This is a genomic window from Helicobacter pylori (genome assembly GCF_011140715.1).
GTDB lineage: Bacteria > Campylobacterota > Campylobacteria > Campylobacterales > Helicobacteraceae > Helicobacter > Helicobacter pylori_DA.
In genome coordinates this window covers 80,181-104,564 of the sequence record NZ_SFZZ01000012.1, presented here as the reverse complement: position 1 = coordinate 104,564, position 24,384 = coordinate 80,181, and the positions used below count along the sequence as shown (strand labels likewise).

Here is a 24,384-nt window from a genome sequence, read left to right as displayed (position 1 = left end):
TCACTTTAAGCCCCAAAAAAGCAAACTCAAAGTATAATGATCTCCAAGAGCGTTTGCCATTTTTGTGTTTCATGGCATGCTCCTTTTGACATAGGATTTGCCCCATAACGCAACTATGGGGCGTGATAAAATCCTACAACAAACCCCCTTAAAACTCCATCTCATCAAACGCAAAAAACAAGGCGTTTTTAGAACATTAAAGAACTAATCAAGCGGTATTTATGCCTAATGTTTCAAGCAATCTTCAAATAAGTATTGATGCTCGCCAGGTAAAGCGTCAAATAAGGCTTTGGCTAAATCTTGCATTTCTTTTAAGGCTTTATTACTGCTTCTTAAAGTCAATAAATTTTGCAAGCTCCTAGCGTTAATACTATACGCTAAATGCGTTTTATAGCTTTCAGGCATGGCGTATTTGGCCAAATCGTTTTTAATGTTATGTTCGCTCAATAAAACCCTGAGATTTTCCAAAGCTAAAACGCTCATTGCATTCACTTTTTCATCATCCACAAAAACTAAAAACTCTTTGGCTCTTTCTAAATTCGTTTCATTAAGGGGTAAAAAGCTCTCCACTTCTTTCAATTCCCTTAAAGTGTAGCGGCTTGATTTCACGCTCAAGCTCGCTATTCTATGCCGGCTCAATTCTTGCAACGCCCCCCTGCTCAAACCCTTGATTTCAAAATTGTAATAAAGATGCTCTAAAGTGGAAGAATGCCTAAAAATATTCCCCACCCTGTGGATCAAATCCTTATCCTTACAACCTCCATCATCGCTGTATTCAAAGCTCTGCCAGCAAGTGCGGATCGCTTGGCTTGCAATGCCTAAAGGGGTGTAATGCTTACAAATCACTTCCATTATCTGACTCCTAATATCGCTTTTTATTCCACGGTAACGCTTTTAGCTAAGTTTCTTGGGTGATCCACATCGTGGTTCAAACGCATAGCGATTTCTAAAGCTAAAAGCTGCATCGCTAAATTCATGCGGAAAAATTCTTCCATATAACTTTCGCTCTCTTCTAATTGGATAAAATCATCAGCGATCTCTAAAATTTCAGAACTTAACACGCAAATCGTAGAATCCCTAGCGCTCAATTCTTCAATATTGCTTTTGGTTTTATCAAATAACAGATGCTTAGACAATAAAGCAATGGTAAAAAGGTTAGAATCCACCAACGCAATAGGCCCATGCTTCATTTCCGCGCTCGCATACCCCTCAGCGTGCAAGTAGCTGATTTCTTTAAGCTTTAACGCTCCTTCTAAAGCGAGCGGGTAAAACACATCGCGCCCGATATAAAAAAAGCCATGCCCATGCAAGTAGCGTTTGGATAAGCGCTTGATTTTTTCATGCAATTTAGGCTCTACTTTCATCGCCTTCACGCTATTGAGCATGTTTTTGGCTTGGATTCTTTCTTCTTCTTTAGAGATGGTCCCTAATTGTTTGCCTACATACACGCTCAAAAGCCATAAAAGCATCACTTGCGAAGAAAACGCCTTAGTGGATGCCACGCTCCTTTCTACCCCCGCTCTAATCAAAAGCGTGTGATCGCTAATGCGGCTCATCATGCTAAAAGGGGCGTTACACAAGCTAATGGTTTTAAGCCCTTGGGCTTTGGCTAATTTTAAAGCCTCCAAAGTGTCGGCGGTTTCGCCGCTTTGAGAAATCGCTATAAAAAGCTCGTTAGGGTTGCTTTTAAAATGGGCGTAGCGGTACTCGCTCGCTAAAATGGCTCTCGCTCTTATTTTGGCCAATCTTTCAAACAAATACACGCTCGCCAAACTCGCATGGTAACTGCTTCCGCAAGAACACAGCGTGATCTCGCTCACGTTTTCTAAAAATTCAGGATCGATCTCGCAATACACACTCAAGGCTTCCAAGCGCCCCTCTAAACACTCTAGCAAACTGCTGTGCTGCTCATAAATCTCTTTTTCTAAATAATTCCTAAAATTGCCTTTAGAATAATCCTTGTTTTCAAAAGCGTAATCTTTCATGTTTTCAATATTTTTTAAATCTTTAAAATTTTCTAAAGAAATCCGCCCCACGCTGTTTTCTTCTAAAATGACAAATTGATCCACTTTAGGGGCTAACACGCTCAAACTGGACGCAAAAAACACCCCCTCTTTGCCCTTACCCACAACTAAAGGCGAAGAAGATTTAGCGTAGAACAAGCTTTCTTTAGCCCTTTTATGGAGCATTAAAATCGCATAACTCCCTTTTAAAAGGCTGATGCTTTTTTCAAAGGCTTTCAATAAATCGCCCTCGCTTTTAAGCGTTTCTTCTAATAAATGCGCAATGACTTCCGTGTCCGTTTGACTTAAAAACGCATGCCCTTTGTTTTCCAATTCTTTTTTCAAACTCGCGTAATTTTCAATGATGCCATTATGCACTAAGGCTAAATTTTCTGTAAAATGCGGGTGGGCGTTCGCGTTGCTTGGCTTGCCATGCGTGGCCCATCTGGTGTGAGCGATACTCACGCCAAAATCCAAAAACTCTTTATTTTTAAGCTCCAATCTAAGGTTTTCTAATTTCCCTTGAGTTTTAAACACTTCCAAACGATCATTGCTCAATACGGCTAAGCCAGCGCTGTCATAACCTCTGTATTCCAATTCCTTTAATCCCTCTAAAAGAACGGATTTTTTCTCGCTATCCCCTATATAACCTACAATCCCGCACATTTAAAACACCAATAACCCTTTTTTGATTTTATTCAAAGCGTTGATAAGCTCCTTTAGGCGCTCCACTTCTTCGCTTAATTGCGTAAAAAACGCTTCATTCACGCCCTTTGGCATGTCCATGCTCCCTCTTTTAATCTCAATAAAATCCCCCAAACTCAAATTCGCTAATTTTAAAAGCATTTCAATTTCATTTTGCGAATCTTCAATATCCGCTAAAATCTTGCGTATTTTTTCAAACATTCAACCGCCTTTAATTTAGAATGCTCCATGATACTCCATGATAGCTAAACTATTAAACTATCAATGATGTTTTCTAAAATCTGTTTGACTTTGGCGTGGTTTTCTTTAAATTCCTTATGCGCATTAAGTCCCACATGATTGCTCACGCAAAAAATCCCTTTAGCTTTCAAAGAAAAAATTTTAGCCACGCTTAAAACGCTAAAAAACTCCATGTTTTCTAATAAAACGCCCTTTTGAACCATTTTTTTAGCAAACATTTCGCTCGTGTGGATGTAGTTACTGCTATTCACACCCACCCTTTCAAAAAGAGCCTGCTCTTTAGTTTCTATGTGAATGGAATTATCTAAAGGCGTGTAGCTGTTTAAATGGCTAAAACTCTCTTCAATTTGATAGCCTTGAGTGCTTTCAAACACGCTCAAAAGCTCCGTTTCTGGGCTATAACTCCCCGCGCTCCCTATAAAAATAAGGCTCTTAATATTAGGGTTTTTTAAACACATTCTCGTTAAATTGATCGCGCTCTCTATCAAGCCCACACCAATAGGCACCGCCCCTTTTAAAGTCTCATTCCTTCCTGCGCAAAGCAGCATGAAAATCCTTTTTTCGCATCCATTAGCTTATTATAAAGCAAGCATTATAGACAAACCCTTAAAAGAAACACCTTAATTTTAAGGCTTCATTCACATTTCATTCACATGTTATTCCTTTTTCATTCACCACTTATTCACGCTATAATAACGCCATGGATACCAACAACAATATTGAAAAAGAAATCTTGGCGCTAGTCAAACAAAATCCTAAAGTTAGTCTCATAGAGTATGAAAATTACTTTAGCCAGCTCAAATACAACCCTAACGCGAGCAAGAGCGATATTGCCTTTTTTTATGCCCCCAACAAAGTCTTATGCACCACGATTACGGCTAAATACGGCGCGTTGCTTAAAGAAATTTTAAGCCAGAATAAAGTCGGCATGCACTTAGCCCATAGCGTGGATGTGCGTATTGAAGTAGCGCCTAAAATCCAAATTAGCGCCCAATCTAATATCAATTACAAAGCCATAAAAACGAGCGTCAAAGACTCTTACACTTTTGAAAATTTTGTCGTAGGATCATGCAATAACACCGTTTATGAAATCGCTAAAAAAGTCGCCCAAAGCGATACCCCCCCTTATAACCCGGTGCTTTTTTATGGCGGCACAGGGTTAGGCAAAACGCACATTTTAAACGCTATCGGCAACCATGCCCTAGAAAAGCATAAAAAAGTCGTGTTAGTCACTTCAGAAGATTTTTTGACAGACTTTTTAAAGCATTTAGACAACAAAACCATGGATTCTTTTAAAGCAAAATACCGCCATTGCGACTTTTTCTTGTTAGATGACGCCCAATTTTTGCAAGGAAAACCCAAACTAGAAGAAGAATTTTTCCACACCTTCAACGAATTGCACGCCAACAGCAAACAAATCGTATTGATTTCAGACCGATCGCCTAAAAACATCGCCGGCTTAGAAGATCGCTTAAAATCGCGCTTTGAATGGGGGATAACCGCTAAAGTCATGCCCCCTGATTTAGAAACCAAGCTCTCCATCGTCAAACAAAAATGCCAACTCAATCAAATCATTTTGCCTGAAGAAGTGATGGAATACATCGCCCAACACATCAGCGACAATATCCGCCAAATGGAAGGTGCGATCATTAAAATCAGCGTGAACGCGAACTTAATGAACGCTCCCATTGATTTGAATCTCGCTAAAACCGTTTTAGAAGATTTGCAAAAAGATCATGCCGAAGGCTCAAGCTTGGAAAATATCTTACTCGCTGTCGCGCAAAGCTTGAATCTCAAATCCAGTGAAATCAAAGTCTCTTCGCGCCAAAAAAATGTCGCTTTGGCGAGAAAATTAGTCGTGTATTTCGCCAGGCTTTATACCCCCAACCCCACGCTTTCGCTCGCCCAGTTTTTGGATTTAAAGGATCATTCAAGCATTTCCAAAATGTATTCTAGCGTTAAAAAAATGCTTGAAGAAGAAAAAAGCCCTTTTATTTTAAGCCTTAGAGAAGAAATCAAAAACCGCTTGAACGAATTGAACGACAAAAAAACCGCTTTCAAATTGAGTGAATGAAAAAAGGCTTATGAAAAAGCGTTCCATTCACTTTTTTTCAAATCCTACAACCCCCCTAAAAACGCGCACCCCTAAAGCTTTTTAATTTTTCATTCCATCCATTCACACCCCTACTACTGTTACTAATTATTATTAATTAAAGTGTTACCTATCTATAACTTATCTATAACTTTTATTAAACCTCTTTTTAAGATATAATCCAAAAATCTAAAATAAAAAGGAATAAGCATGAAAAAATCCCTTTGTCTGTCTTTCTTTCTGACTTTCTCTAACCCTCTTCAAGCCCTTGTGATCGAGCTTTTAGAAGAAATTAAAATTTCGCCGCATAAAGGCACTTTTAAAGCTAAAGTCCTTGATTCTAAAGAACCCAAACAAGTTTTGGGCGTTTATAATATCTCCCCACACAAAAAACTCACGCTCACTATCACCCACATATCCACTGCAATCGTCTATCAACCCCTTGATGAAAAACTTTCTTTAGAAACGACCTTAAACCCTAACCGCCCTACTATCCCTAGAAACACCCAGATTGTTTTTTCTTCAAAAGAATTGAAAGAGTCGCACCCGCACCAAATGCCTTCTTTAAACGCACCCATGCAAAAACCACAAAACAAGCCTAGTTCATCGCAACAATCTCCTCAAAACTTTTCTTACCCAGAGTCCAAACTAGGCTCTAAAAACTCTAAAAACAGCCTTTTACAGCCTTTAGTAACTCCTAGCAAAGTAAGCCCCACTAACGAAACTCAAACGCCAACAAACGACGCTAATCCCCCTTTAAAGCATTCTTCACAAGATCAAGAAAACAACCTTTTTGTAGTGCCACCCACTGAAAAAACGCTCCCTAATAACAACACCTCTAACGCTGATGCGAGTGAAAACAATGAAAACAACGAAAATAGGGACAATGTGGAAAAACAAGCGATTAGAGATCCTAATATTAAAGAATTCGCATGCGGAAAATGGGTTTATGATGATGAAAATTTACAAGCCTATCGCCCAAGCATTTTAAAACGCGTTGATGAAGACAGACAGACTGCGACAGATATTACCCCTTGCGATTACAGCACCGCTGAAAATAAAAGCGGTAAAATCATTACCCCTTATACTAAAATCTCTGTTCATAAAACAGAGCCTTTAGAAGAGCCGCAAACTTTTGAAGCTAAAAACAATTTCGCCATTCTCCAAGCCAGAAGCTCTACAGAAAAGTGTAAAAGGGCTAGAGCAAGAAAAGACGGCACGACTAGGCAATGCTATCTAATAGAAGAGCCTTTAAAACAAGCGTGGGAGAGTGAGTATGAAATTACCACGCAATTAGTGAAAGCCATTTATGAGCGCCCCAAACAAGACGACCAAGTAGAGCCGACTTTTTATGAAACCAGCGAATTGGCTTATTCTTCCACGCGAAAGAGTGAAGTCAAGCAAGATGAATTGAAATTGGATAACAAATTCATGGAATTTGTAGAAGTGTATGAGGGGCATTATTTAAACGATATAGTCAAAGAGAGCAGTGAATACAAAGAATGGGTTAAAAACCATGTGCGCTTTAAAGAAGGAGTGTGCATGGCTTTAGAAATAGAAGAGCAGCCACGAGCCAAAAGCACGCCTTTGAGTATTGAAAACTCTCGTGTGGTGTGTGTCAAAAAGGGGAATTATTTATTCAATGAAGTTTAAAATGGTGGCTTGAGGCGGAATCGAACCACCGACACGAAGATTTTCAGTCTTCTGCTCTACCGACTGAGCTATCAAGCCAAGCAAAAAACAATTATTACATAAAAAAGGTAAAATAAAGCTTAATTTTTAAAAAAATGACTAAAAAGATATAATTCACTCAAAATTAAACAAGGATTAAAATGAAATTGATTTCATGGAATGTGAACGGGTTAAGGGCTTGCATGACTAAGGGCTTTATGGATTTTTTTAATAGCGTTGATGCGGATGTTTTTTGCATTCAAGAATCTAAAATGCAGCAAGAACAAAACACCTTTGAATTTAAAGGGTATTTTGATTTTTGGAATTGCGCGATTAAAAAGGGCTATTCTGGGGTGGTAACTTTCACTAAAAAAGAGCCTTTAAGCGTGAGCTATGGCATTGATATAGAAGAGCATGACAAAGAAGGGCGCGTGGTAACTTGCGAATTTGAGTCGTTTTACTTGGTGAATGTTTATACCCCTAATTCCCAACAAGCTCTATCCAGGCTTAGTTACCGCATGAGTTGGGAAGTGGAATTTAAAAAATTTTTAAAAGCTTTAGAATTGAAAAAACCGGTCATTGTGTGCGGGGATTTGAATGTGGCCCACAATGAAATTGATTTAGAAAACCCTAAAACCAACCGAAAAAACGCCGGCTTTAGCGATGAAGAGAGAGAAAAATTCAGCGAGCTTTTGAACGCTGGTTTTATTGACACTTTCCGTTATTTTTACCCTAACAAAGAAAAGGCTTACACCTGGTGGAGTTATATGCAACAAGCGAGGGACAAAGACATTGGTTGGCGCATTGATTATTTTCTATGCTCTAATCCTTTAAAAACGCGCTTAAAAGACGCTTTAATCTATAAAGATATTTTAGGGAGTGATCATTGCCCAGTGGGGTTGGAATTAGTTTAAAGGTAGAAAGTGTGCGAAATAAAGACAGAAAAAAGCCTTACAAAGGGTGAGTCGTATTCAAAAGCAAAAGGCCATTTGACTCCCACTTCAATACTAGCATCATGGTGGAATAGCACGGTTTGGAATTTGAACCCCACTAAACCTAGCATCCTAAAATTTGAAGTTTTAAGCGAAAACCCTTGAATGCTGCGCCAATCGTCAATGATGAAATTCGCGCTGTGCTTGGAAATCGTCCATGTGTTTTCAGCAACTTGCATGCCATAAAAAAGAGAAAATACATACAAGGGGTTTTTATTGTATTCCACGATCAAATCCCCCCCAAAGCCGTAAGTGAACATGTTTGCTTGAGCGCCCGTTCTTTTATTGAGGATGACATTCCCGTAATCCATAAAAAAGTAATAGCGGGAATAAAACCAGTAGTTAGTGGGGTTAATCTCCCAGCCTAAAGAAAAGCTCGCCCCTTCAATCGTGCGTTTGAGATCGTTGTATTTTTTCATGATCATTTTCCCTACCTGGTATTGAGAAGCCACATAAAAACGGCTTTTGGCTTGCGTAAGGGTAGGGTTTAAAAAATAAACGCTTAAAAATAAGGGGATTACTTTTTTAAATAAATCCTTTGAAAAAAATTTCACACTTTAATACTTCCTGTTGAGTGGGGAGTTGAGATTGTCTTGGTGGTTAGTGGCTCGTTGCAAAACATTGTTCGTTCTTTTTTGCGAAGGATCAGCGTTTTCTTCATTATTGATTTCATCAATTTTGTTTTCGTTATTGATCAAATCGTTCACTTCCTTGGTGACTTTTTCATCTTCTTCTTCATGTTCAATTTTTTTTATATCCTTATTCGCTTGATTGATTGAATTGTTTTGAGTGGTTTTAGTGTTGTTTTGGTGCGATTGAGACGATTTTTTAGGCTCGTCCTTGCATGCACTAAACAGGCTTAAAACAAAAGAGATAGCGATAAAATGAGTGATTTTAGATTTCATCAATTAAATTTCCTTAAGTCAATGTATAATTTGTTTATTTTATCATAAAAACGATTAAGGATTGACTAAGAACAAATTGCAAGAAATAAATCATTTATTAAAAACATTGAACGTGAAATCGCTTCTAGAAGCCTTGCTTATTTATACGCCTAAGGGTTATAAGGATTTAAATTTGTTAGAGCGTTTTGAAACGGGCTTGAGCGGCGTTTTAGAAGTGGGTATTTTAGAAAAAAGGAACTACGCCAAAGTTTTAAAGATTTTTGCCTATTCCAAACGATTTTACAAAAATTTAGAGCTTGTTTTTTTCAATCACAGCGCGTTTTATTACAACCAGTTTAAAACCGGCGAGAGTTTGTTCATTTATGGTAAATTAGAGCAAAGCTCTTTTAATCAAGCTTATACCATTAACACGCCTAAAATCCTTACCGAATTTGGAAAGATTTCTTTAATTTTTAAAAAAGTTAAAAACCATAAAAAAATACAAGAAAATTTACAAAAACTCATTTCACTAGAAAATTTAAAAAAGGAAGGCATTAAAGAGAATATCGCGCATTTATTGTTAGAAATTTTTTTCCCCACGCCGCATTTTGTCAAGGATTTTGAAACGAATAAAAATTTTCCTTCACGACATTTAAATGCATTAAAATACATTGAAATGCTTTTTTATATGAAAAATTTAGAGCGTAAAAAATTGCAATTTGGCGCTAAAATCGCATGCCCCAATAACAGCGAACGCTTGGATAATTTTATCGCTTCTTTACCCTTTAAGCTCACGCGCGATCAACAAAACGCCATTAAAGAAATCCAAAACGATCTCACCAGCCCCATAGCGTGCAAGCGTTTGATTATAGGCGATGTGGGGTGCGGGAAAACGATGGTGATTTTAGCGAGCATGGTATTAGCCTACCCTAATAAAACCCTTTTAATGGCACCCACTTCCATTCTCGCTAAACAGCTTTATAACGAAGCCTTAAAATTTTTACCCCCTTATTTTGAAGTGGAATTACTGCTCGGCGGGAGCCATAAAAAGCGATCCAATCATTTGTTTGAAAAAATCACGCATGTTGTTATAGGCACGCAAGCGTTGTTGTTTGATAAGCGCGATTTGAATGAATTCGCTCTAGTGATCACTGATGAACAGCACCGATTTGGCACCAAGCAGCGCTACCAATTAGAAAAAATGGCAAGCAGTAAGGGCAATAAACCCCATTCCTTGCAATTTTCCGCTACCCCCATTCCTCGCACTCTGGCTTTAGCCAAAAGCGCGTTTGTGAAAACGACCATGATTAGAGAAATCCCTTATCCTAAAGAAATTGAAACTCTGGTTTTGCATAAAAGAGATTTTAAAATAGTGATGGAGAAAATTAGCGAAGAAATCGCTAAAAACCACCAAGTCATTGTCGTTTATCCGCTGGTGAATGAGAGCGAAAAAATCCCTTATTTATCGCTCAGTGAGGGGGCGAGTTTTTGGCAAAAACGCTTTAAAAAGGTTTATACCACTTCAGGGCAAGATAAAAATAAAGAAGAAGTGATTGAAGAATTTAGAGAGTTAGGGAGCATTCTTTTAGCGACTACGCTCATTGAGGTGGGCATTTCTTTACCACGATTGAGCGTGATGGTGATCTTAGCGCCCGAAAGGTTAGGCTTAGCGACTTTACACCAGTTAAGGGGGCGCGTGTCTCGTAACGGCTTGAAAGGCTATTGTTTTTTATGCACGATCCAAGAAGAAAACGAACGATTGGAAAAGTTTGCTGATGAATTGGACGGCTTTAAAATCGCTGAATTGGATTTACAATACAGAAAAAGCGGGGATTTACTCCAAGGGGGGGAGCAGAGCGGGAATAGTTTTGAATACATTGACTTAGCCAAAGATGAAAACATTATCGCTGAAGTGAAACGGGATTTTTTGAAGACCGCTAGCGTTTCACGGGGAACATTTGAAAATTAAGGTGGAATTGGGTAATTTAAATCATTTAAAAAAAGGATAGAGATGCAAAATAAAGAAATTTGTGGAGAAAAAAGCGTTAAGGAAAAAAATTTAGAGGTTTTTAATCGTTATTTTCCCGGTTGCTTGAGTGTGGAAAATGATAACAAGCTCACGCTGGATGTGAAAAGATTAAAAGCGTTACTAGGGGATTTTAGCGAGATAAAAGAAGAGGGCTATGGGTTGGATTTTGTGGGTAAGAAAATCGCCTTAAATCAAGCTTTTAAGAAAAATAATAAGATTTTAAAGCCATTAAACGAATCCACTAGTAAGCACATTCTCATCAAGGGCGATAATTTAGACGCTCTCAAAATCTTAAGACAAAGTTATAGCGAAAAAATCAAAATGATTTACATTGATCCGCCTTACAACACAAAAAACGATAACTTTATTTACAGCGATGATTTCTCGCAATCCAATGAAGAGATTTTGAAAACATTGGATTATTCTAAAGAAAAGCTGGATTATATCAAGAATCTTTTTGGGTCAAAATGCCATAGCGGGTGGCTTAGTTTTATGTATCCTAGATTGTTGCTCGCTAAAGATTTGCTCAAACAAGACGGCGTGATTTTCATTTCTATTGACGATAACGAATGCGCCCAACTCAAACTTTTATGCGATGAAATTTTTGATGAGAGGAATTTTTTATCATCTTTGACTTGGCTTAAAGGTAACGCTCAAAATGATGCGCAATATTTTCAAAACAATTACGAAAATATTCTTGTTTATGCAAAGCATGTTGAAGCGCTCAGTCTTAATCGCATGACTTCAAAAAAAGAAGTCAAAGTATTTTGTGAAAATGATAAATACTATTATGAAGGGGCTGGGCTTACAACAGGTGGAGCTGGAGGGACTTTAAACGCACGAGCAAATTTAGGTTATAGTATTTACTATAATCCTAAAACGCTAGATTTTTTAGGTGTAGATGATTATGATAAAGAATTAGCAAAAAGTAGTAATGATGAAAATTTAGTTTATAGTGATAGACAAGACTTATTAAAACAAGGTTATGAAATTATAAGACCTCCAAAAAAGGGTGTTGGACTTGGGTGTTGGACTTGGGCGTTGGATACTTTTAATAGTAATAAAAATATTATTTCTATTAAAAAAAATAGTAGAAATGAATATGTAATTTGTAAAAAAGAATTTTTAGATAAAAACCAAGTCAAACAAAATGAAAACGGCGAATTTTATGCTATTTTAGACAAGTCATCGCCCGCAAGAAATGTGATAGAAAATATCGGCGGTGGTAATGGGACAAAAGAAGTTAATGATCTTTTTAATCAAAAGATTTTCAATAACCCAAAACCTACAAAACTCATTAGCCGACTGATTGAATTATCCACCAACGAGGGCGACATCATCTTAGATTTTTTTGCCGGGAGCGGGACAACCGCGCATGCCGTGTTTGAGAGTAATAAGAGCGATTATCAAAAATTAAGTGAGGGGGGGGGGGTTATTTAATGGCTTGAACGCCGCATTTAAAGAAAGGCGCTTCATTCTCGTCCAATTAGATGAAAAAATTGATCCCAAGAAAAACAAAAGCGCGCATGATTTTTGTTTAAACACCTTAAAATCACCCTCCCCAAGCATTTTTGACATCACCGAAGAAAGGATTAAAAGAGCGGGGGCTAAAATCAAAGAAGCTTGCGCGTATTTAGATGTGGGGTTTAGAGCGTTTGAAATCATTGATGATGAAACGAACGATAAAAATCTCAATGAAGCCAATCAAAAGGATTTATTCGCTTATTCTAACCCCAAAAAAAGAGAAACTCAAACGATTTTAATCAAGCTTTTATGCTGTGAGGGTTTAGAGCTAACCACCCCTATATCGTGCTTGATTGAAAACGCCTTGTATCTGGCTCAAAATACGGCTTTCATTGTGGGGGATATAGAAATGAGCGAAGTTTTAGAAAACTTGAAAGATAAAGGGGTGGAAAAAATTAGCGTGTATATGCCAGCTATCAGTAACGACAGGCTTTGTTTGGAATTGGGCAGTAATTTGTCGGATTTGAAGTTAGAGAGCGGCGATTTAAAGATTAGGGGGTAGAGATGAAAATCAAATTCAAACGATTGGATTATCAAGAAAAATGCTTGAATCAAATTTTAGGGGTTTTTAAGGGGATTTATTTGAGAGAGCCAGAAAATGACGCTCAAAGGATTTCTAACCCTGTTTTTGAAATAGGGGAACTCAAAGATCTTTTATTAGAAAATATCCAAAATTTGCAATCAGAACAAAAAATAACCCAGAAAAGCGTGGGGATTGACAAGTCGTTAAACTGCGATATTTTAATGGAAACAGGCACCGGGAAGACCTTTTGCTTTTTGGAATGCATTTATGCCTTGCACCAAAACTACCATTTGTCAAAATTTATCGTTTTAGTGCCAAGCAACGCCATTAAATTAGGGGTTTTAAAGAGCGTTGAAATCACCAGAGAATTTTTTAAAAGCGAGTATTCTACGCATTTGGAAAGCTATGAAGATATAAGGAGCTTTATTTTAGCGAGCAATCACAAATGCTGCGTGTTGGTGATGACTTTTTCTGCTTTCAATAAAGAGGGTAATGTTATTAATAAATCATGCATAGAAAACACGAATCTATTCAATGGCGCAAAAAGTTACATGCAAGCTTTAGCCAGTATCCACCCGGTAGTGATCATGGACGAACCGCACCGATTTTTAGGCGATAAAACAAAAAAATATTTGGAACAATTAAACGCTTTAATCACGCTCAGGTTTGGGGCGACTTTTAAAGATGATTATAATAATTTGATTTATGCACTAGATAGCAAAAAAGCGTTTGATTGCGCCCTAGTGAAAAGCATTAGCGTGGCGTCTGTGGGGGAGAGTAACGAGTATTTTTTAGAGCTTAAAGGGGTTGTAAAGACACAAAACGACTATGAAGCTGCAATTAACTACACGAATTTAGAAAATAAAACTCAAAGCGTCAAAGTCAAAAAGCATGATAATTTAGGGGTGCTAACTCAAATCAGCGCTTTAGAAGATTATATTGTAGAAAATATCACTAAAACTGAGGTTCGTTTTCTCAATGGCTTTAATTTGTTGCTGGATCAAAAAGAGCCTTTTTCTCATCTTTTAGAGGGCGAGCAAGAAGTGATGCTGAAAGAAGCGATAAAAAGCCATTTTGAAAGAGAAGAAGGGCTTTTTAAAAAGGGGATTAAAGCCTTGTGCATGGTGTTTATTAGCGGGGTGAATAGCTATTTAAGCGAGAATGAAAAGCCGGCCAAATTAGCCCTTTTATTTGAAAAACTCTACCAGCAAAAGCTTGAAGAAGTCTTAAAAAAAGATGATTTAGATAACAATTACAGAGCGTATTTAGAACGCACCAAAGACAATATTCAAAAAGTGCATGGAGGGTATTTTGCTAAAAGCAATAAAGATAGCGATGAAGCGCAAGTGATCGCGCTCATTTTAAAAGAAAAAGAAAAATTGCTGAGTTTTGAATCCGATCTCAGGTTTATCTTTTCGCAATGGGCGTTGCAAGAGGGGTGGGATAACCCTAATGTGATGACGATTTGCAAATTAGCCCCTAGCCATTCCAATATCACTAAATTGCAACAAATCGGTAGGGGGTTAAGGCTCGCTGTGAATGATAGGGGTGAGCGCATCACTAAAGAGCATGCTGATTTTGATTTTGTCAATGAATTAGTGGTGATCGTGCCGCAAGTTGAGGGGGATTTTGTGGGAGCGATCCAGCAAGAGATAAGCGAACATAGCTTGATCAAACAAGTATTTAGCGCAGAAGAGTTAGAAAAAAGCGGCGTTGTTAAAAAAGGGTATTACGGGGTTTTATTTGAAAAGTTAGAGGGTTTGGGTTTTGGAGAAAGAACAGATGATGAAAACTTTAAACTCACCCTCAATCAAAACGAATTTTTAAAAAAAGAGCCGGAACTAGAAAAATTAAAAGATGAAACATATTTAACGGATTTTGAAAAATTAAAAGATTTTTTAAAAGATCGTTTAGTTGGCCATTTTAGAGTTAGGAACAAAAACGAGCGAAAAACTGAAAAAATCAAAATCAATAAAGAAAATTTTAAAAAATTTGAAACCTTATGGGCGGGTTTGAATCATCAAGCTAGGATCGCTTATGCCATTGACAGCGAGAGCTTGATTGATGAGATTGTCAAAAAGATCAATGCTTCTTTTAAAGTCAGTTCAAAAAGCGTTTCGGTTACGACGCATAAAAAAGTAGAAACGATGGGAAATAACGCCAAAACAGAGACTTTTGAGCGAGAAAACGCATGCGTGTGGAGTCTGCATGAATTTATCAGCGCCTTGTCCAATAAGGTGAAATTGAGTTTTAAAAGCGTGGCTAAAGTGTTGGAAAAAATTGATGAAAACAAGTTTAATGAAATTAAAAAAAACGAACAAGAGAGCTTAAGGCGGTTAGAAGAGCTGTTTTTGGAAATCATTTATCAAAATATTAAAGATAAAATTTCCTATCAAATGCGCGAAACGACGATTAAAAACAGAAAAAACGATGCGTTTTATGATGAAAAGGGAGAGATTAGAGAGTTTTTAGACAGGAGTTTGGGGGCGGATAAATATGAGATTAAAAATTCAAGCGCTCAAGAAAAATGCCTGTATGAAAATTTCATGCAAGTGGATAGCGAGATTGAAAAAGACACGATTGAAGAATCTAACGACATTAAAATCATTGTTTTTGGTAAGCTCCCTAGGGTTAAAATCCCGATAGGGTTGAATCAAACTTATAGCCCTGATTTTGGGTATGTGGTTGAAAACAACGATAAAAAAGTGTTGTTAGTGGTAGAAACTAAGGGGGTTGAACATGAAAACGAATTGCGCGATGAAGAAAAGCGGAAAATTTCAACCGCTAAGAAATTTTTTGAAGCTTTAAAAAAGCAAGGCGTGAATATTGAATACGAAACCAAGTTGAGCAATGATCAATTAAGCGCGTTGGTTAATGAAGTTTTAAATCGTAAAGATTAGAGTTAATAAGCTCAATTACCCTAATGTTTCACATGGAACAATTTTGATTTAGATCAATTTAACCTAATCTCTAAAAAGGTTTTATTGAAATGAATATGATAAAGTTTAATTAAATTTACTAAAGAGTAGTCAATGGAGTTAAAAATCAATATAGAGAATTGCTATGGAATAGGCAAGATAAAAGACATATCTTTAGATTTTTCACAAGCAAACAGCTATCTTTTATATGCTCAAAATGGGGTTTTTAAAACTTCATTTGCAAAAAGCCTGACCGATTTGATAAATAACGAAATGCCAAAAGATAATTTTTATCCTAATCGTAGAAGTAAAATAGAGATTGAATTTAATGGTAAGAAAATGTCAAAAGAAAATGTTGCTGTTTTTCATTCTTATGATGAAAAATTTAGCTCTGAAGACAGCGTTACAACTTTTATGGCAAAATCAGAATTAAAACAACGATATGATAATATTCTTTCAGAATTAGAAAAAGAAAAGAAGACACTTTTAAAAAGTTTTAGAGATATTGCAAGCGGTTTTGATTGTGAAGAAGAAATAAAAACCATTAAAAATGAAAAAAATAAAAATTTTTATGAAATTTTAGACACTTATTTGACTGAAATAGAAAACAGCGAAAAACACTATTCTTTTGAATATCGTGATATATTTGATAGATCAAAAAAAGTGAAAGATTTTGTCAATAAGCATCATGATTTGATTGAGCAGTATTTTAATAAATATCAAGAATTATTGTCTCAATCTGAGATTTTTAAACATATGGATGGTGGAGATTTTGGAACAAACCATGCTGATGATCTTAAAAAAGCTTTAGAAAATAACAGGTTTTTTAAAGCTAACCATAGTTTGAAAATTGCTGGAGAGGAAATTACGAATTATCAAAAATTGTCAGATATTTTTGAAAATGAAAAAAATAGAATTGTCAATGATGAGAAGCTTAAAGAGAGCTTTGATAAGATTGAAAAAGTCATAAATGCTAATAAGGAACTTAAAGCCTTTAAAGATGCTATCAGTAAGGATAATACATTATTGACAGAACTTTTAGATTATGATTCTTTTAGAAAAAAGGTGTTGTTTAGCTATCTTAAACAAGTTATTCAAAATGTTAAGAGTTTGGTTAATCTTTATAGAGAGAAAAAGCCTAAAATAGAAGAAATTATAAAACAGGCTAACAAAGACCAGAAAGAATGGGAATCTGTCATTGAAATTTTTAATCAAAGATTTCTTGTTCCCTTTAAAGTGGAGCTTCAAAATCAAAAAGATATTTTATTGAATAAAGACACCGCGCAATTTAGATTTATATTTTCTGATGACAATCAGGATATGAATGTTCAAAAAGAAGATTTGCAAAAACATTTAAGCGGAGGAGAAAAGAGAGCGTTATATATCTTACAAATCTTGTTTGAAATTGAGGCTAGAAAAAGAAGCGACGAAATCCAACTCTTAGTTTTTGATGATATTTCAGACTCTTTTGATTATAGAAATAAATATGCAATTATTGAGTATCTTAAGGATTTGCAAGAATGCAGACAATTTAAATTGCTCGTGATGACGCATAATTTTGATTTTTATCGCACCCTAGCAAGCCGTTTGAATATTCCTAGAGAACAGATTAAAATGATCCGCAAAAATGATGCTAGAGAAATAATTTTTGAAAATGGTGGGTATTTGAAGAGTTTTATTAAATGTATTAGAGACTCAGAAAATGATAAAGACTTTTTCGCACTGATACCTTTTGTGAGGAATTTGATTGAATACACAAGTTCTCAAGCAGACAAAGACAGCAATTATATAAAACTTACAAATTGCTTGCACATGAAAAAAGATACAAAAACTATTCACATTCAGGATATTTCAAAGATTTTTGATAGCGTTTTTGGCATAGAGCGAAAAAATAAAAAGATTGAAAAAGATAACTCAAAATTATACTTTCAAGCAATTTATGATATTGCAGAAGAAATTTATAACGATAAAGATTGTAATCATATTGAATTACAAAATAAGATTATTCTTTCAATGGCGATCAGATTAAAAGCTGAAGAATGGATGTTAAATAAACTAAATCGAGAATTCAAATCGGAGAAAAATCAAACAAGGGAGTTATATGATGCCACTAAAAAAGAACTATCTGATGATGAAAAAAGGGTTATACAAAAGGTTTTAATGATTACTCCTGAAAATATCCACATTAACTCTTTCATGTTCGAACCCATTTTAGACACATCCCTTGATCATTTATATACATGTTTTGAGAAAGTCAAAAATTTAAATTAAATAAGTCTTATCAATAGATCAATTACTCCAATGTTTCACATGGAACAATTTCAAAGAAAAGCGTTTTATTTAAAATTCATGGCGCTTTTGTTATAATCGTTTTTATCCAATTTTAAAGGCGTTTTATGATTCGTTTCACTCGCATTTTACTCAAGGATTTCATTAAAAAATACAATCCCCCAACACCCACAAAAGAAACTATAGAAAATTTTGAAAAAAGAAATAAACAGCTTATTAGAAAACGCGCCAAGACAAGATGATGAAGAATTTCAAAAAAATGAAATCAATAAGTTTTTAGGCAAAATCTCAAGCATTAAAGAGCATTACGCTTATAAAAGCGTGGCATTAAAAAATGCTTTTATAAACAACGATAAACTTTTAAAGCATGCGTTTTTAAGCGATGTAAGGAATTAACATGGATTATAAAAAATTAGATTTACCCAACACAAACTACCCAAGTAAAGAGCAACTGAAAGCTTTTGAAACCGCTTTTAACGCCTTTTTAAAAACCGACCAACGAGAAAATGAAGATCACCACAAAGGCGCTTTTAGTGATTTATTGAAAGGTGTTTTTGAATACAAGGTTAATCCCATCAAAAAAATAGACAGCGCTATTCTTAATGAAAATAACAAAGTGGAAGTGATCATTGAATTTAAAGCCCTTAAAAACTCCAACGAATTTATTAAAAAGGGCGATTTGAATGTTAAAGCCTTGCATGAAAGCCTTTTGTATTACCTCATAGAAAGAAAAGGGGGTAATAACAACCTTAAGCGTCTTATCTTAGCCACTATCAAAGAGCTTTATATCATTGATGCGAACGAATTTGAGGTTTTTAATAAAGATAAAGAAATTCAAAAAGCCTTTGAAAATTGCCACGATAGAAAGGGTAACGATCCACGCACAAAAGCGTTTTATGATGCTTGCCAAAAACGCCTTAATGAGCTTGATCATTCCTTAAAATACCACCATATCCCTCTCAAAAAAGAAAATTTAGCCCTAATCTATCAAGCCCTAAGCCCTAATTTTTTGCTCAAAATCCCAAAATATTCTGACGCTAACACGCTTAACAAAGATTTTTATGAAGAATTGCTTTATATTTTAGGGTTAGAAGAGAAAAATGAAAAAGGGAAAACTTTAATCAAGCCCAGCCGCACCCAAAACTCCCTAAGCGATGCTTTAAAAAAACAATACAAAGATTTAGACGATGAAAAAGTCATGGCGTTACTCATCGCTTGGAATAACCGCATCTTGTTTTTACGGCTTTTAGAAAGCCTTTTAAATTCTTTCAACCATTTTGAAAAACCTTTCTTAACCATAGAAAACTTTAAAGATTTCAACGCCCTAAACACCCTCTTTTTTGAAGTCCTGGCCAAGAAAAACAGCGAGCGTTCTTTAAATAAAGAAGACAAGATTTTTAAAAAAATCCCTTATTTGAATTCCAGTTTGTTTGATCAAACGCCTTTGGAATTAAAGGGGCATGAAATCAAATTACTCAATAACGAGCCTTTAGAGATTTATCCTAAATCCGTTCTCAAAAAACACGAAAATTACCAAAAACAAAAAGATTTGCCCTTGCTGGAATACCTTTTTGAATTTTTGCGCGTTTATGATTTCACCACCACCCCTAAAGACATTAAAGATAATCAAAATAAGAGCGAAAGCCGTTTGATTAACCCTAGCGTTTTAGGGCTTGTTTTTGAAAAACTCAACGGCTATAAAGAGGGGAGCTTTTATACCCCAAGCTTTATCACGAGCTACATGTGCAAAGAGAGTATCACGCCGATTGTGTTGGATAAATTCAATCAAACCTATAAAATAGAGTGCGAAAATTTAACAGAATTAAGAAATCATCTCCAAAATAGCTATAAAGAGAATAAACGCAAAGAATACCTAAACACGCTTCTCACTCTACGCGTTTGCGATCCGGCGGTGGGGAGCGGGCATTTCTTGGTTTCAGCGCTCAATGAAATGGTGTGGATTGCTTACAAGCTAGGGCTTATTGTTTCCTTGTATCGCTACGATCTTAAATTAGAAAACGATGAAATCATCATTCACACGCCAGAGGATAAAGTCTTTAACTACACCATACCGCATAGCGAAAACGATCCCCACCACCAAATCCAAAAAGAACTTTTTGAGCTTAAAAAAGACATCATTGAAAACTGCCTTTTTGGCGTGGATATTAACCCCAATTCATGCGAAATCACCAAGCTCAGGCTATGGATAGAGCTTTTAAAATACAGCTATTATATTTTTGAAAAGGGCAAGAACACTAACAATCTTGAAACCCTCCCCAACATTGACATTAACATCAAGTGCGGTAATTCGCTCATTTCTAGGTTTGCTCTCAAAGATAAAGCCTTATTAAAAACCGAAAAAAATAAAAACCTAGAATACTACATCGCTGAATATAAAGAACTCGTTAAAATCTACAAAGACCCTAAAATCTTAGAAACCCTAACACACCCCATAAAAGACTCTAACGCTGTTAGAAAATACGCTAAAGAACGCCTTTATCAAGAATTAGCACAAAACCCTAACAAAGATTTTAAAAAGGCTCTCAATGATAGGATAGAGAAAATTAAAGAAGCTTTTAAACTCACTTTAGAACCCCCTCAAAAAGAATTAAAATTTAAAAAATTTTTAAAAGAGCATTTAGAACTCTATGGCAAGAGTATCTTGGAGGAGGCAAACGATAACGGCTTAGAATTGGAAGCCCTAGCATTAGAAAAGAAAATGGCGCATGAAGGTCTTTTTCATGATTATACACCCTACCCCAAACTAGACAAAACGGATAAAGTAGTGGGGCTAGAACATTTTAACCGCTATGTCCTAACATCTTATAAGGATTTACAAGATGAAAACGAACGCTACGCTAACGCTCTTGAATGGCGCTTTGAATTCCCTGAAGTGCTAGACGATGAGGGGAATTTTTTAGGCTTTGATTGCATCATTGGCAACCCGCCTTATATCCGCCAAGAACACATCAAAGACTTAAAGCCTTTATTAGAAAAGCAATACCAAGATTTCTATAACAGCTCAAGCGACATTTACACCTACTTTTTTGCCCTGGCTTTGAATCTTTTAAAAGAAAAGGGGTTTAACGCTTTCATCACTTCCAACAAATACGCGCGAGCCAAATACGGCGCCAAATTGAGAGAATTATTACTCAAAAAAACCACCCTTGTCAGCTACATGGAATTAAACGCCTTAAAAGTCTTTGAAAGTGCTGCAGTGGATACCAGCATCATTCATTTCATCAAGCAAGCGTCCCTTAAAGAGAGCGTTTTTAAGTATTACGAACCCACCCCAAACGATAAAGACGATTTGAAAAACACCCCCTCTCTTTTGATGAGGCAAAACGCGCTTTCAACAGAAAGCTTTATTTTTGCCAACACCACGCTTTTGGATTTAAGGGACAAAATGGAAAACATCGGCACCCCGCTTAAAGACTGGGGTATTCAAATCTATCGGGGTATCTTAACCGGCTGTAACGAAGCCTTCATCATTCCCACTGAAAAAAGAGACGAAATCTTAAAAAACTGCGACGATTTGCAAAAAGACGAAAGGGGAATGAGCGAAAGAGAAAGAACAATTGAGCTTATCAAGCCCATTTTAAGAGGGAAAGACATTAAAAGGTATTCTTATGAGTGGGCGGATTTGTGGGTGATTTTTATACCTTGGCATTTTCCAAATACCGGTAGTCCAAAAAGCATGGAGAAAAATGAACAAGATTTTTCTACCCACTATCCTATTATCTATGCTCATTTGCTTTCATATAAAGATGAACTTTTAAAACGCAATAAAGATGAAACCGGAAAGAGATATGAATGGTATTGCTTGCAAAGATGGGCGGCAAGCTATTATCAAGATTTTGAAAAAGAGAAAATTGTGTATCCTTGTATTATGGCTAAAGAGCCTTGTTTTGTTTATGAAGAAAAAGGATTTTATGCTCCAGCACCTGCAAATATTATTACAGGCGATAAGATAGAAATAAAATATCTTACAGCTTTACTAAACTCTAAATGCATTTATTTTGCTATGCGTAAGTTTTATATGGGAGGGGGTATTGAGGGCGAGTTAAAAACAAATAATTTAGAAAAAATACCCATTCCTAAAATCACCCCTAAAAACCAAGAATTAGCCGATAAAATCACCGATTGCGCGGAGCGGATTTTAAAAGCAAAAGAAAAAGACCCTAAAGCCAACACCCAAAAGTTAGAAAAAGAAATTGACGCTTTAGTCTATCAGCTCTACCACCTCACCGATGAAGAAATTAAGATCATTGAAAACGGGCAGTGAAAAGCTGATTTCCCACTTAAGGATAACCCCCTAATTTAGGGGGCAACTCTTTTTAAGAATTAGCGTTTAATCACTAGATCAAACTTTAAACCTAAAAAACTGATTTTTAGGTATAATTCTCTCCAAGAGTGTTTACTACGATGATTTTTCATAGTAAGCTCCTAAAAGTGGATTTTACCCCCTAATCTCTAGCAAAATAAAAACTAGGGGGTGATCGTTATTTTATCCTAACCCTTAAAACAAGCAAGAACAATCAAATGCGATTTAAAGATTAAAAAAGCTTTTTCTACCGCATGGCTTTGGACTAAAACCATAAATAGTAGGGATTGTGATGCTTAAAACAAACGCCTTAAAAATTCGGTGTAAAAAATACCATAGAATTGCTTTTGAATCTGTATATTGGCAATGGGAAAACTTTCAAAAAGAGGGTAATGTTAGTGAAAAAAGTGAAAGAAAAGACTTATTTTGAATGTCTTAATGAGATTTCTCAAAATAAACTTTTTAAGGGATTGTTAGGATACGGGATGTTTGTAGAAAGAATTCCTAATTTTCTGACATCAAAGCCTTTTTACAGATATTGCAAGAATAATAAAGAGAAGATATTCCCTAAACGCAAGATGGGGTATCAGCATATTACCTACGAGGGAATAAGAGATATTGTAACGCCCAGATATTTTGCTATCCCTAATCCTTTGGCTTATTATAATCAATGCAAAATTCTACGGGATAATTGGGATAAATTAAAGGGGTATTTTAAAGAAAAGACAGATGGCAATACCCACAAGATCAGCCGCATCCACATTCAAAAAATTCCTAAAAATAAAAAAATTTTTCAAAACGATTATTCTAAAGATAGAGTTGCTATGAGAAAAAGTATTTTTGATATGGGTCATAAAGATATTTTTTGTGAGGGGAAATTAAGGAGGAGTATTCGTATTGGTGCTAGATGCAAGCTAAAGGCTGATATATCCACTTGCTTCCCAAGCATTTATACGCATTCAATTCCTTGGGCAATAAGAGGTAAAGAAATTGCTAAAAAAGACAAAAATCATTGGAGCGATGAGATTGATACCCAAACAAGAAACATGAATCATAAGGAAACTACGGGGATTCTTATTGGACCGCATAGTTCCAATTTGATTTCAGAAATTATTTTAGTCGCCGTTGATGGGGATTTAAAAAATTTAAGAAAAGGGCAAAATAAAACAGAATATAAATATATTAGGCACATTGATGATTATACTTGCTATGTGAATTCAAGAGATGAGGCAGAACAATTTACAATCGATCTCGCAAAGTGTCTTAAAAAATATAACCTTTCACTCAACCACAAAAAAACAAAAATTTTTGAACTCCCTTTGATGCATGAAGAAGAATGGATCAATCAGTTAAAAATTTTTAAAATGGATGAGTATAAAGGGAAAATTAAATACCCTAGCGTTGTTGCTTTTTTAGATAAATCTATTGCATTGATAAAGCAAAATGATAATAAGGCTTCCATTTTAAAATAAGCTATAAAAATGCTCAACAAAAAGAAGATGACAGATAACGCAAGAGAATATTATTTTAGCACCTTGCACCATTTAGCTTTGCTCTATCCTTATTTAATCCCTTGTATTGAAGAAGTGTTTGATAACAATAACTATCCGATCCAAACCAATCAAATTCAAGAAATTTCTAAGAATATATTTAAAGCAGGATCAAAAAACAATAATCATGAAGCTTGTTCTTATGCGTTGTATTTCTCTCTAAAATATGATTTTGAGATGGAAAAAACTTGCCATAGTATGGCCCTTGAAAGTAATGATTGTATTTTTATGCTTTTAGGATATTTAAGGGCAAGAAAAGATTCAGAGAGTTCTGCGATTGATGAATATTTAAAAAGAGCTGAAACGATGATTAAGTCAGAAGATGGAACATATATATTAGATGATGAATTTTGGCTTTTTGCATATGAAGTATTGAGAGTTGAAAACGAAAATGCATTAAAAAATTGCAATGGTTGGAGTGAATTGTCAAAAAAAGGAATTTCATTCATCAAAAAAGAATTTCAAAAATAAATTAAAAAAGTTACTGAATTCCTTAAACATGTGAATAGCTCACTAGTTGAACTATTAAGCGATTTTTACTATTTTGAAAGGCTAAATATCCATTGAAAAAACTTGAATTATTTCTCTAGAATTAGCTTTAAGAAATTCAAGAGATTAAAATCATTGGAAAAGAAATGGT

14 protein-coding genes, 1 tRNA gene and 4 pseudogenes are annotated in these 24,384 nt (G+C 35.6%); 12 read left to right on the top strand and 7 right to left on the bottom strand.

Annotated features, from left to right (window positions below):
• Positions 1 to 225: 225 nt before the first annotated feature.
• From thyX to EWZ81_RS01595, 4 genes are read right to left on the bottom strand one after another with little or no spacing between them, the layout of a single operon-like run.
• Positions 226 to 852 carry an FAD-dependent thymidylate synthase gene (gene thyX / locus EWZ81_RS01610; RefSeq protein WP_165548802.1) on the bottom strand — a complete coding sequence of 209 codons (627 nt, stop codon included), beginning with the start codon at positions 850 to 852 and terminating at the stop codon, positions 226 to 228.
• A gap of 23 nt (positions 853 to 875) precedes the next feature.
• On the bottom strand, positions 876 to 2,669 hold the full coding sequence (gene glmS / locus EWZ81_RS01605; protein WP_165548801.1) for a glutamine--fructose-6-phosphate transaminase (isomerizing): 1,794 nt from the start codon (positions 2,667 to 2,669) through the stop codon (positions 876 to 878).
• On the bottom strand, positions 2,670 to 2,909 hold the full coding sequence (locus EWZ81_RS01600; protein WP_000461837.1) for a DUF2443 domain-containing protein: 240 nt from the start codon (positions 2,907 to 2,909) through the stop codon (positions 2,670 to 2,672). It lies immediately after the preceding gene.
• Positions 2,910 to 2,953: 44 nt separating this feature from the next.
• Positions 2,954 to 3,496, bottom strand: a complete 543-nt coding sequence (locus EWZ81_RS01595) for a phosphorylase family protein (protein ID WP_165548800.1) — start codon at positions 3,494 to 3,496, stop codon at positions 2,954 to 2,956.
• A gap of 152 nt (positions 3,497 to 3,648) precedes the next feature.
• Here EWZ81_RS01595 and dnaA point away from each other — a divergent pair, with 152 nt between their 5' ends.
• Together dnaA and EWZ81_RS01585 are read left to right on the top strand one after the other, a co-directional pair.
• Positions 3,649 to 5,022, top strand: coding sequence for a chromosomal replication initiator protein DnaA (dnaA, locus tag EWZ81_RS01590; protein WP_165548799.1), 1,374 nt, complete (start codon positions 3,649 to 3,651; stop codon positions 5,020 to 5,022).
• Positions 5,023 to 5,250: 228 nt separating this feature from the next.
• Positions 5,251 to 6,693 (top strand): competence protein, encoded by a 1,443-nt coding sequence (locus EWZ81_RS01585; protein ID WP_165548798.1) that lies wholly within the window; start codon positions 5,251 to 5,253, stop codon positions 6,691 to 6,693.
• Positions 6,694 to 6,695: 2 nt separating this feature from the next.
• Here EWZ81_RS01585 and EWZ81_RS01580 read toward each other — a convergent pair.
• Positions 6,696 to 6,771, bottom strand: a tRNA-Phe gene (locus tag EWZ81_RS01580).
• A 101-nt stretch (positions 6,772 to 6,872) separates the two neighbouring features.
• Between EWZ81_RS01580 and EWZ81_RS01575 the strand changes: the two genes are divergently transcribed.
• Positions 6,873 to 7,625: an exodeoxyribonuclease III gene (locus EWZ81_RS01575; RefSeq protein WP_000767512.1), complete on the top strand. Its 753-nt coding sequence runs from the start codon at positions 6,873 to 6,875 to the stop codon at positions 7,623 to 7,625.
• Here EWZ81_RS01575 and EWZ81_RS01570 read toward each other — a convergent pair.
• Positions 7,622 to 8,257, bottom strand: coding sequence for an outer membrane protein (locus tag EWZ81_RS01570; protein ID WP_078283378.1), 636 nt, complete (start codon positions 8,255 to 8,257; stop codon positions 7,622 to 7,624). The two genes, EWZ81_RS01575 and EWZ81_RS01570, sit on opposite strands and share 4 nt — an antisense overlap.
• A 3-nt stretch (positions 8,258 to 8,260) precedes the next feature.
• Positions 8,261 to 8,608 (bottom strand): hypothetical protein, encoded by a 348-nt coding sequence (locus EWZ81_RS01565; protein WP_165548797.1) that lies wholly within the window; start codon positions 8,606 to 8,608, stop codon positions 8,261 to 8,263.
• Between the two features lie 76 nt (positions 8,609 to 8,684).
• Here EWZ81_RS01565 and recG point away from each other — a divergent pair, with 76 nt between their 5' ends.
• The 9 genes and pseudogenes from recG to EWZ81_RS08300 all read left to right on the top strand — a co-directional run bounded on the left by recG (position 8,685) and on the right by EWZ81_RS08300 (position 24,215).
• A complete protein-coding gene (gene recG, locus EWZ81_RS01560) occupies positions 8,685 to 10,556 on the top strand; it encodes an ATP-dependent DNA helicase RecG (protein WP_165548796.1) in 1,872 nt (623 codons plus the stop codon).
• Positions 10,557 to 10,598: 42 nt separating this feature from the next.
• The gene (locus EWZ81_RS01555) at positions 10,599 to 12,056 is read left to right on the top strand and encodes a DNA methyltransferase (RefSeq protein ID WP_205250207.1); all 1,458 of its coding nucleotides are present in this window, start codon (positions 10,599 to 10,601) and stop codon (positions 12,054 to 12,056) included.
• A 4-nt stretch (positions 12,057 to 12,060) separates the two neighbouring features.
• Positions 12,061 to 12,642: a site-specific DNA-methyltransferase gene (locus EWZ81_RS08660; RefSeq protein WP_205250206.1), complete on the top strand. Its 582-nt coding sequence runs from the start codon at positions 12,061 to 12,063 to the stop codon at positions 12,640 to 12,642.
• Positions 12,643 to 12,644: 2 nt separating this feature from the next.
• On the top strand, positions 12,645 to 15,563 hold the full coding sequence (locus tag EWZ81_RS01550) for a type III restriction-modification system endonuclease (protein ID WP_165548795.1): 2,919 nt from the start codon (positions 12,645 to 12,647) through the stop codon (positions 15,561 to 15,563).
• A 132-nt stretch (positions 15,564 to 15,695) separates the two neighbouring features.
• Positions 15,696 to 17,852: an AAA family ATPase gene (locus EWZ81_RS01545; protein WP_165548794.1), complete on the top strand. Its 2,157-nt coding sequence runs from the start codon at positions 15,696 to 15,698 to the stop codon at positions 17,850 to 17,852.
• 125 nt (positions 17,853 to 17,977) lie between these two features.
• Positions 17,978 to 18,188, top strand: a pseudogene (locus tag EWZ81_RS01540) (DUF7149 domain-containing protein); the annotation flags it as partial.
• 79 nt (positions 18,189 to 18,267) lie between these two features.
• A pseudogene (locus tag EWZ81_RS08765) lies at positions 18,268 to 18,846 on the top strand (DUF7149 domain-containing protein); the annotation flags it as partial.
• A pseudogene (locus EWZ81_RS01535) lies at positions 18,844 to 22,155 on the top strand (type IIG restriction enzyme/methyltransferase); the annotation flags it as partial. The pseudogenes EWZ81_RS08765 and EWZ81_RS01535, both read left to right, overlap by 3 nt.
• 431 nt (positions 22,156 to 22,586) lie before the next feature.
• Positions 22,587 to 24,215: pseudogene (locus EWZ81_RS08300) on the top strand (RNA-directed DNA polymerase).
• Positions 24,216 to 24,384 lie beyond the last annotated feature (169 nt).

What these genes read in the sequence shown, in the direction of transcription:
- EWZ81_RS01565 (WP_165548797.1), bottom strand. Translation starts at nt 8,608, where the DNA reads ATGAAATCTAAAATCACTCATTTTATCGCTATCTCTTTTGTTTTAAGC.
- EWZ81_RS01555 (WP_205250207.1), top strand. Translation starts at nt 10,599, where the DNA reads ATGCAAAATAAAGAAATTTGTGGAGAAAAAAGCGTTAAGGAAAAAAAT.
- dnaA (WP_165548799.1), top strand. Translation starts at nt 3,649, where the DNA reads ATGGATACCAACAACAATATTGAAAAAGAAATCTTGGCGCTAGTCAAA.
- thyX (WP_165548802.1), bottom strand. Translation starts at nt 852, where the DNA reads ATGGAAGTGATTTGTAAGCATTACACCCCTTTAGGCATTGCAAGCCAA.
- EWZ81_RS01585 (WP_165548798.1), top strand. Translation starts at nt 5,251, where the DNA reads ATGAAAAAATCCCTTTGTCTGTCTTTCTTTCTGACTTTCTCTAACCCT.
- EWZ81_RS01545 (WP_165548794.1), top strand. Translation starts at nt 15,696, where the DNA reads ATGGAGTTAAAAATCAATATAGAGAATTGCTATGGAATAGGCAAGATA.
- EWZ81_RS01595 (WP_165548800.1), bottom strand. Translation starts at nt 3,496, where the DNA reads ATGCTGCTTTGCGCAGGAAGGAATGAGACTTTAAAAGGGGCGGTGCCT.
- glmS (WP_165548801.1), bottom strand. Translation starts at nt 2,669, where the DNA reads ATGTGCGGGATTGTAGGTTATATAGGGGATAGCGAGAAAAAATCCGTT.
- EWZ81_RS01550 (WP_165548795.1), top strand. Translation starts at nt 12,645, where the DNA reads ATGAAAATCAAATTCAAACGATTGGATTATCAAGAAAAATGCTTGAAT.
- EWZ81_RS01575 (WP_000767512.1), top strand. Translation starts at nt 6,873, where the DNA reads ATGAAATTGATTTCATGGAATGTGAACGGGTTAAGGGCTTGCATGACT.
- EWZ81_RS01600 (WP_000461837.1), bottom strand. Translation starts at nt 2,909, where the DNA reads ATGTTTGAAAAAATACGCAAGATTTTAGCGGATATTGAAGATTCGCAA.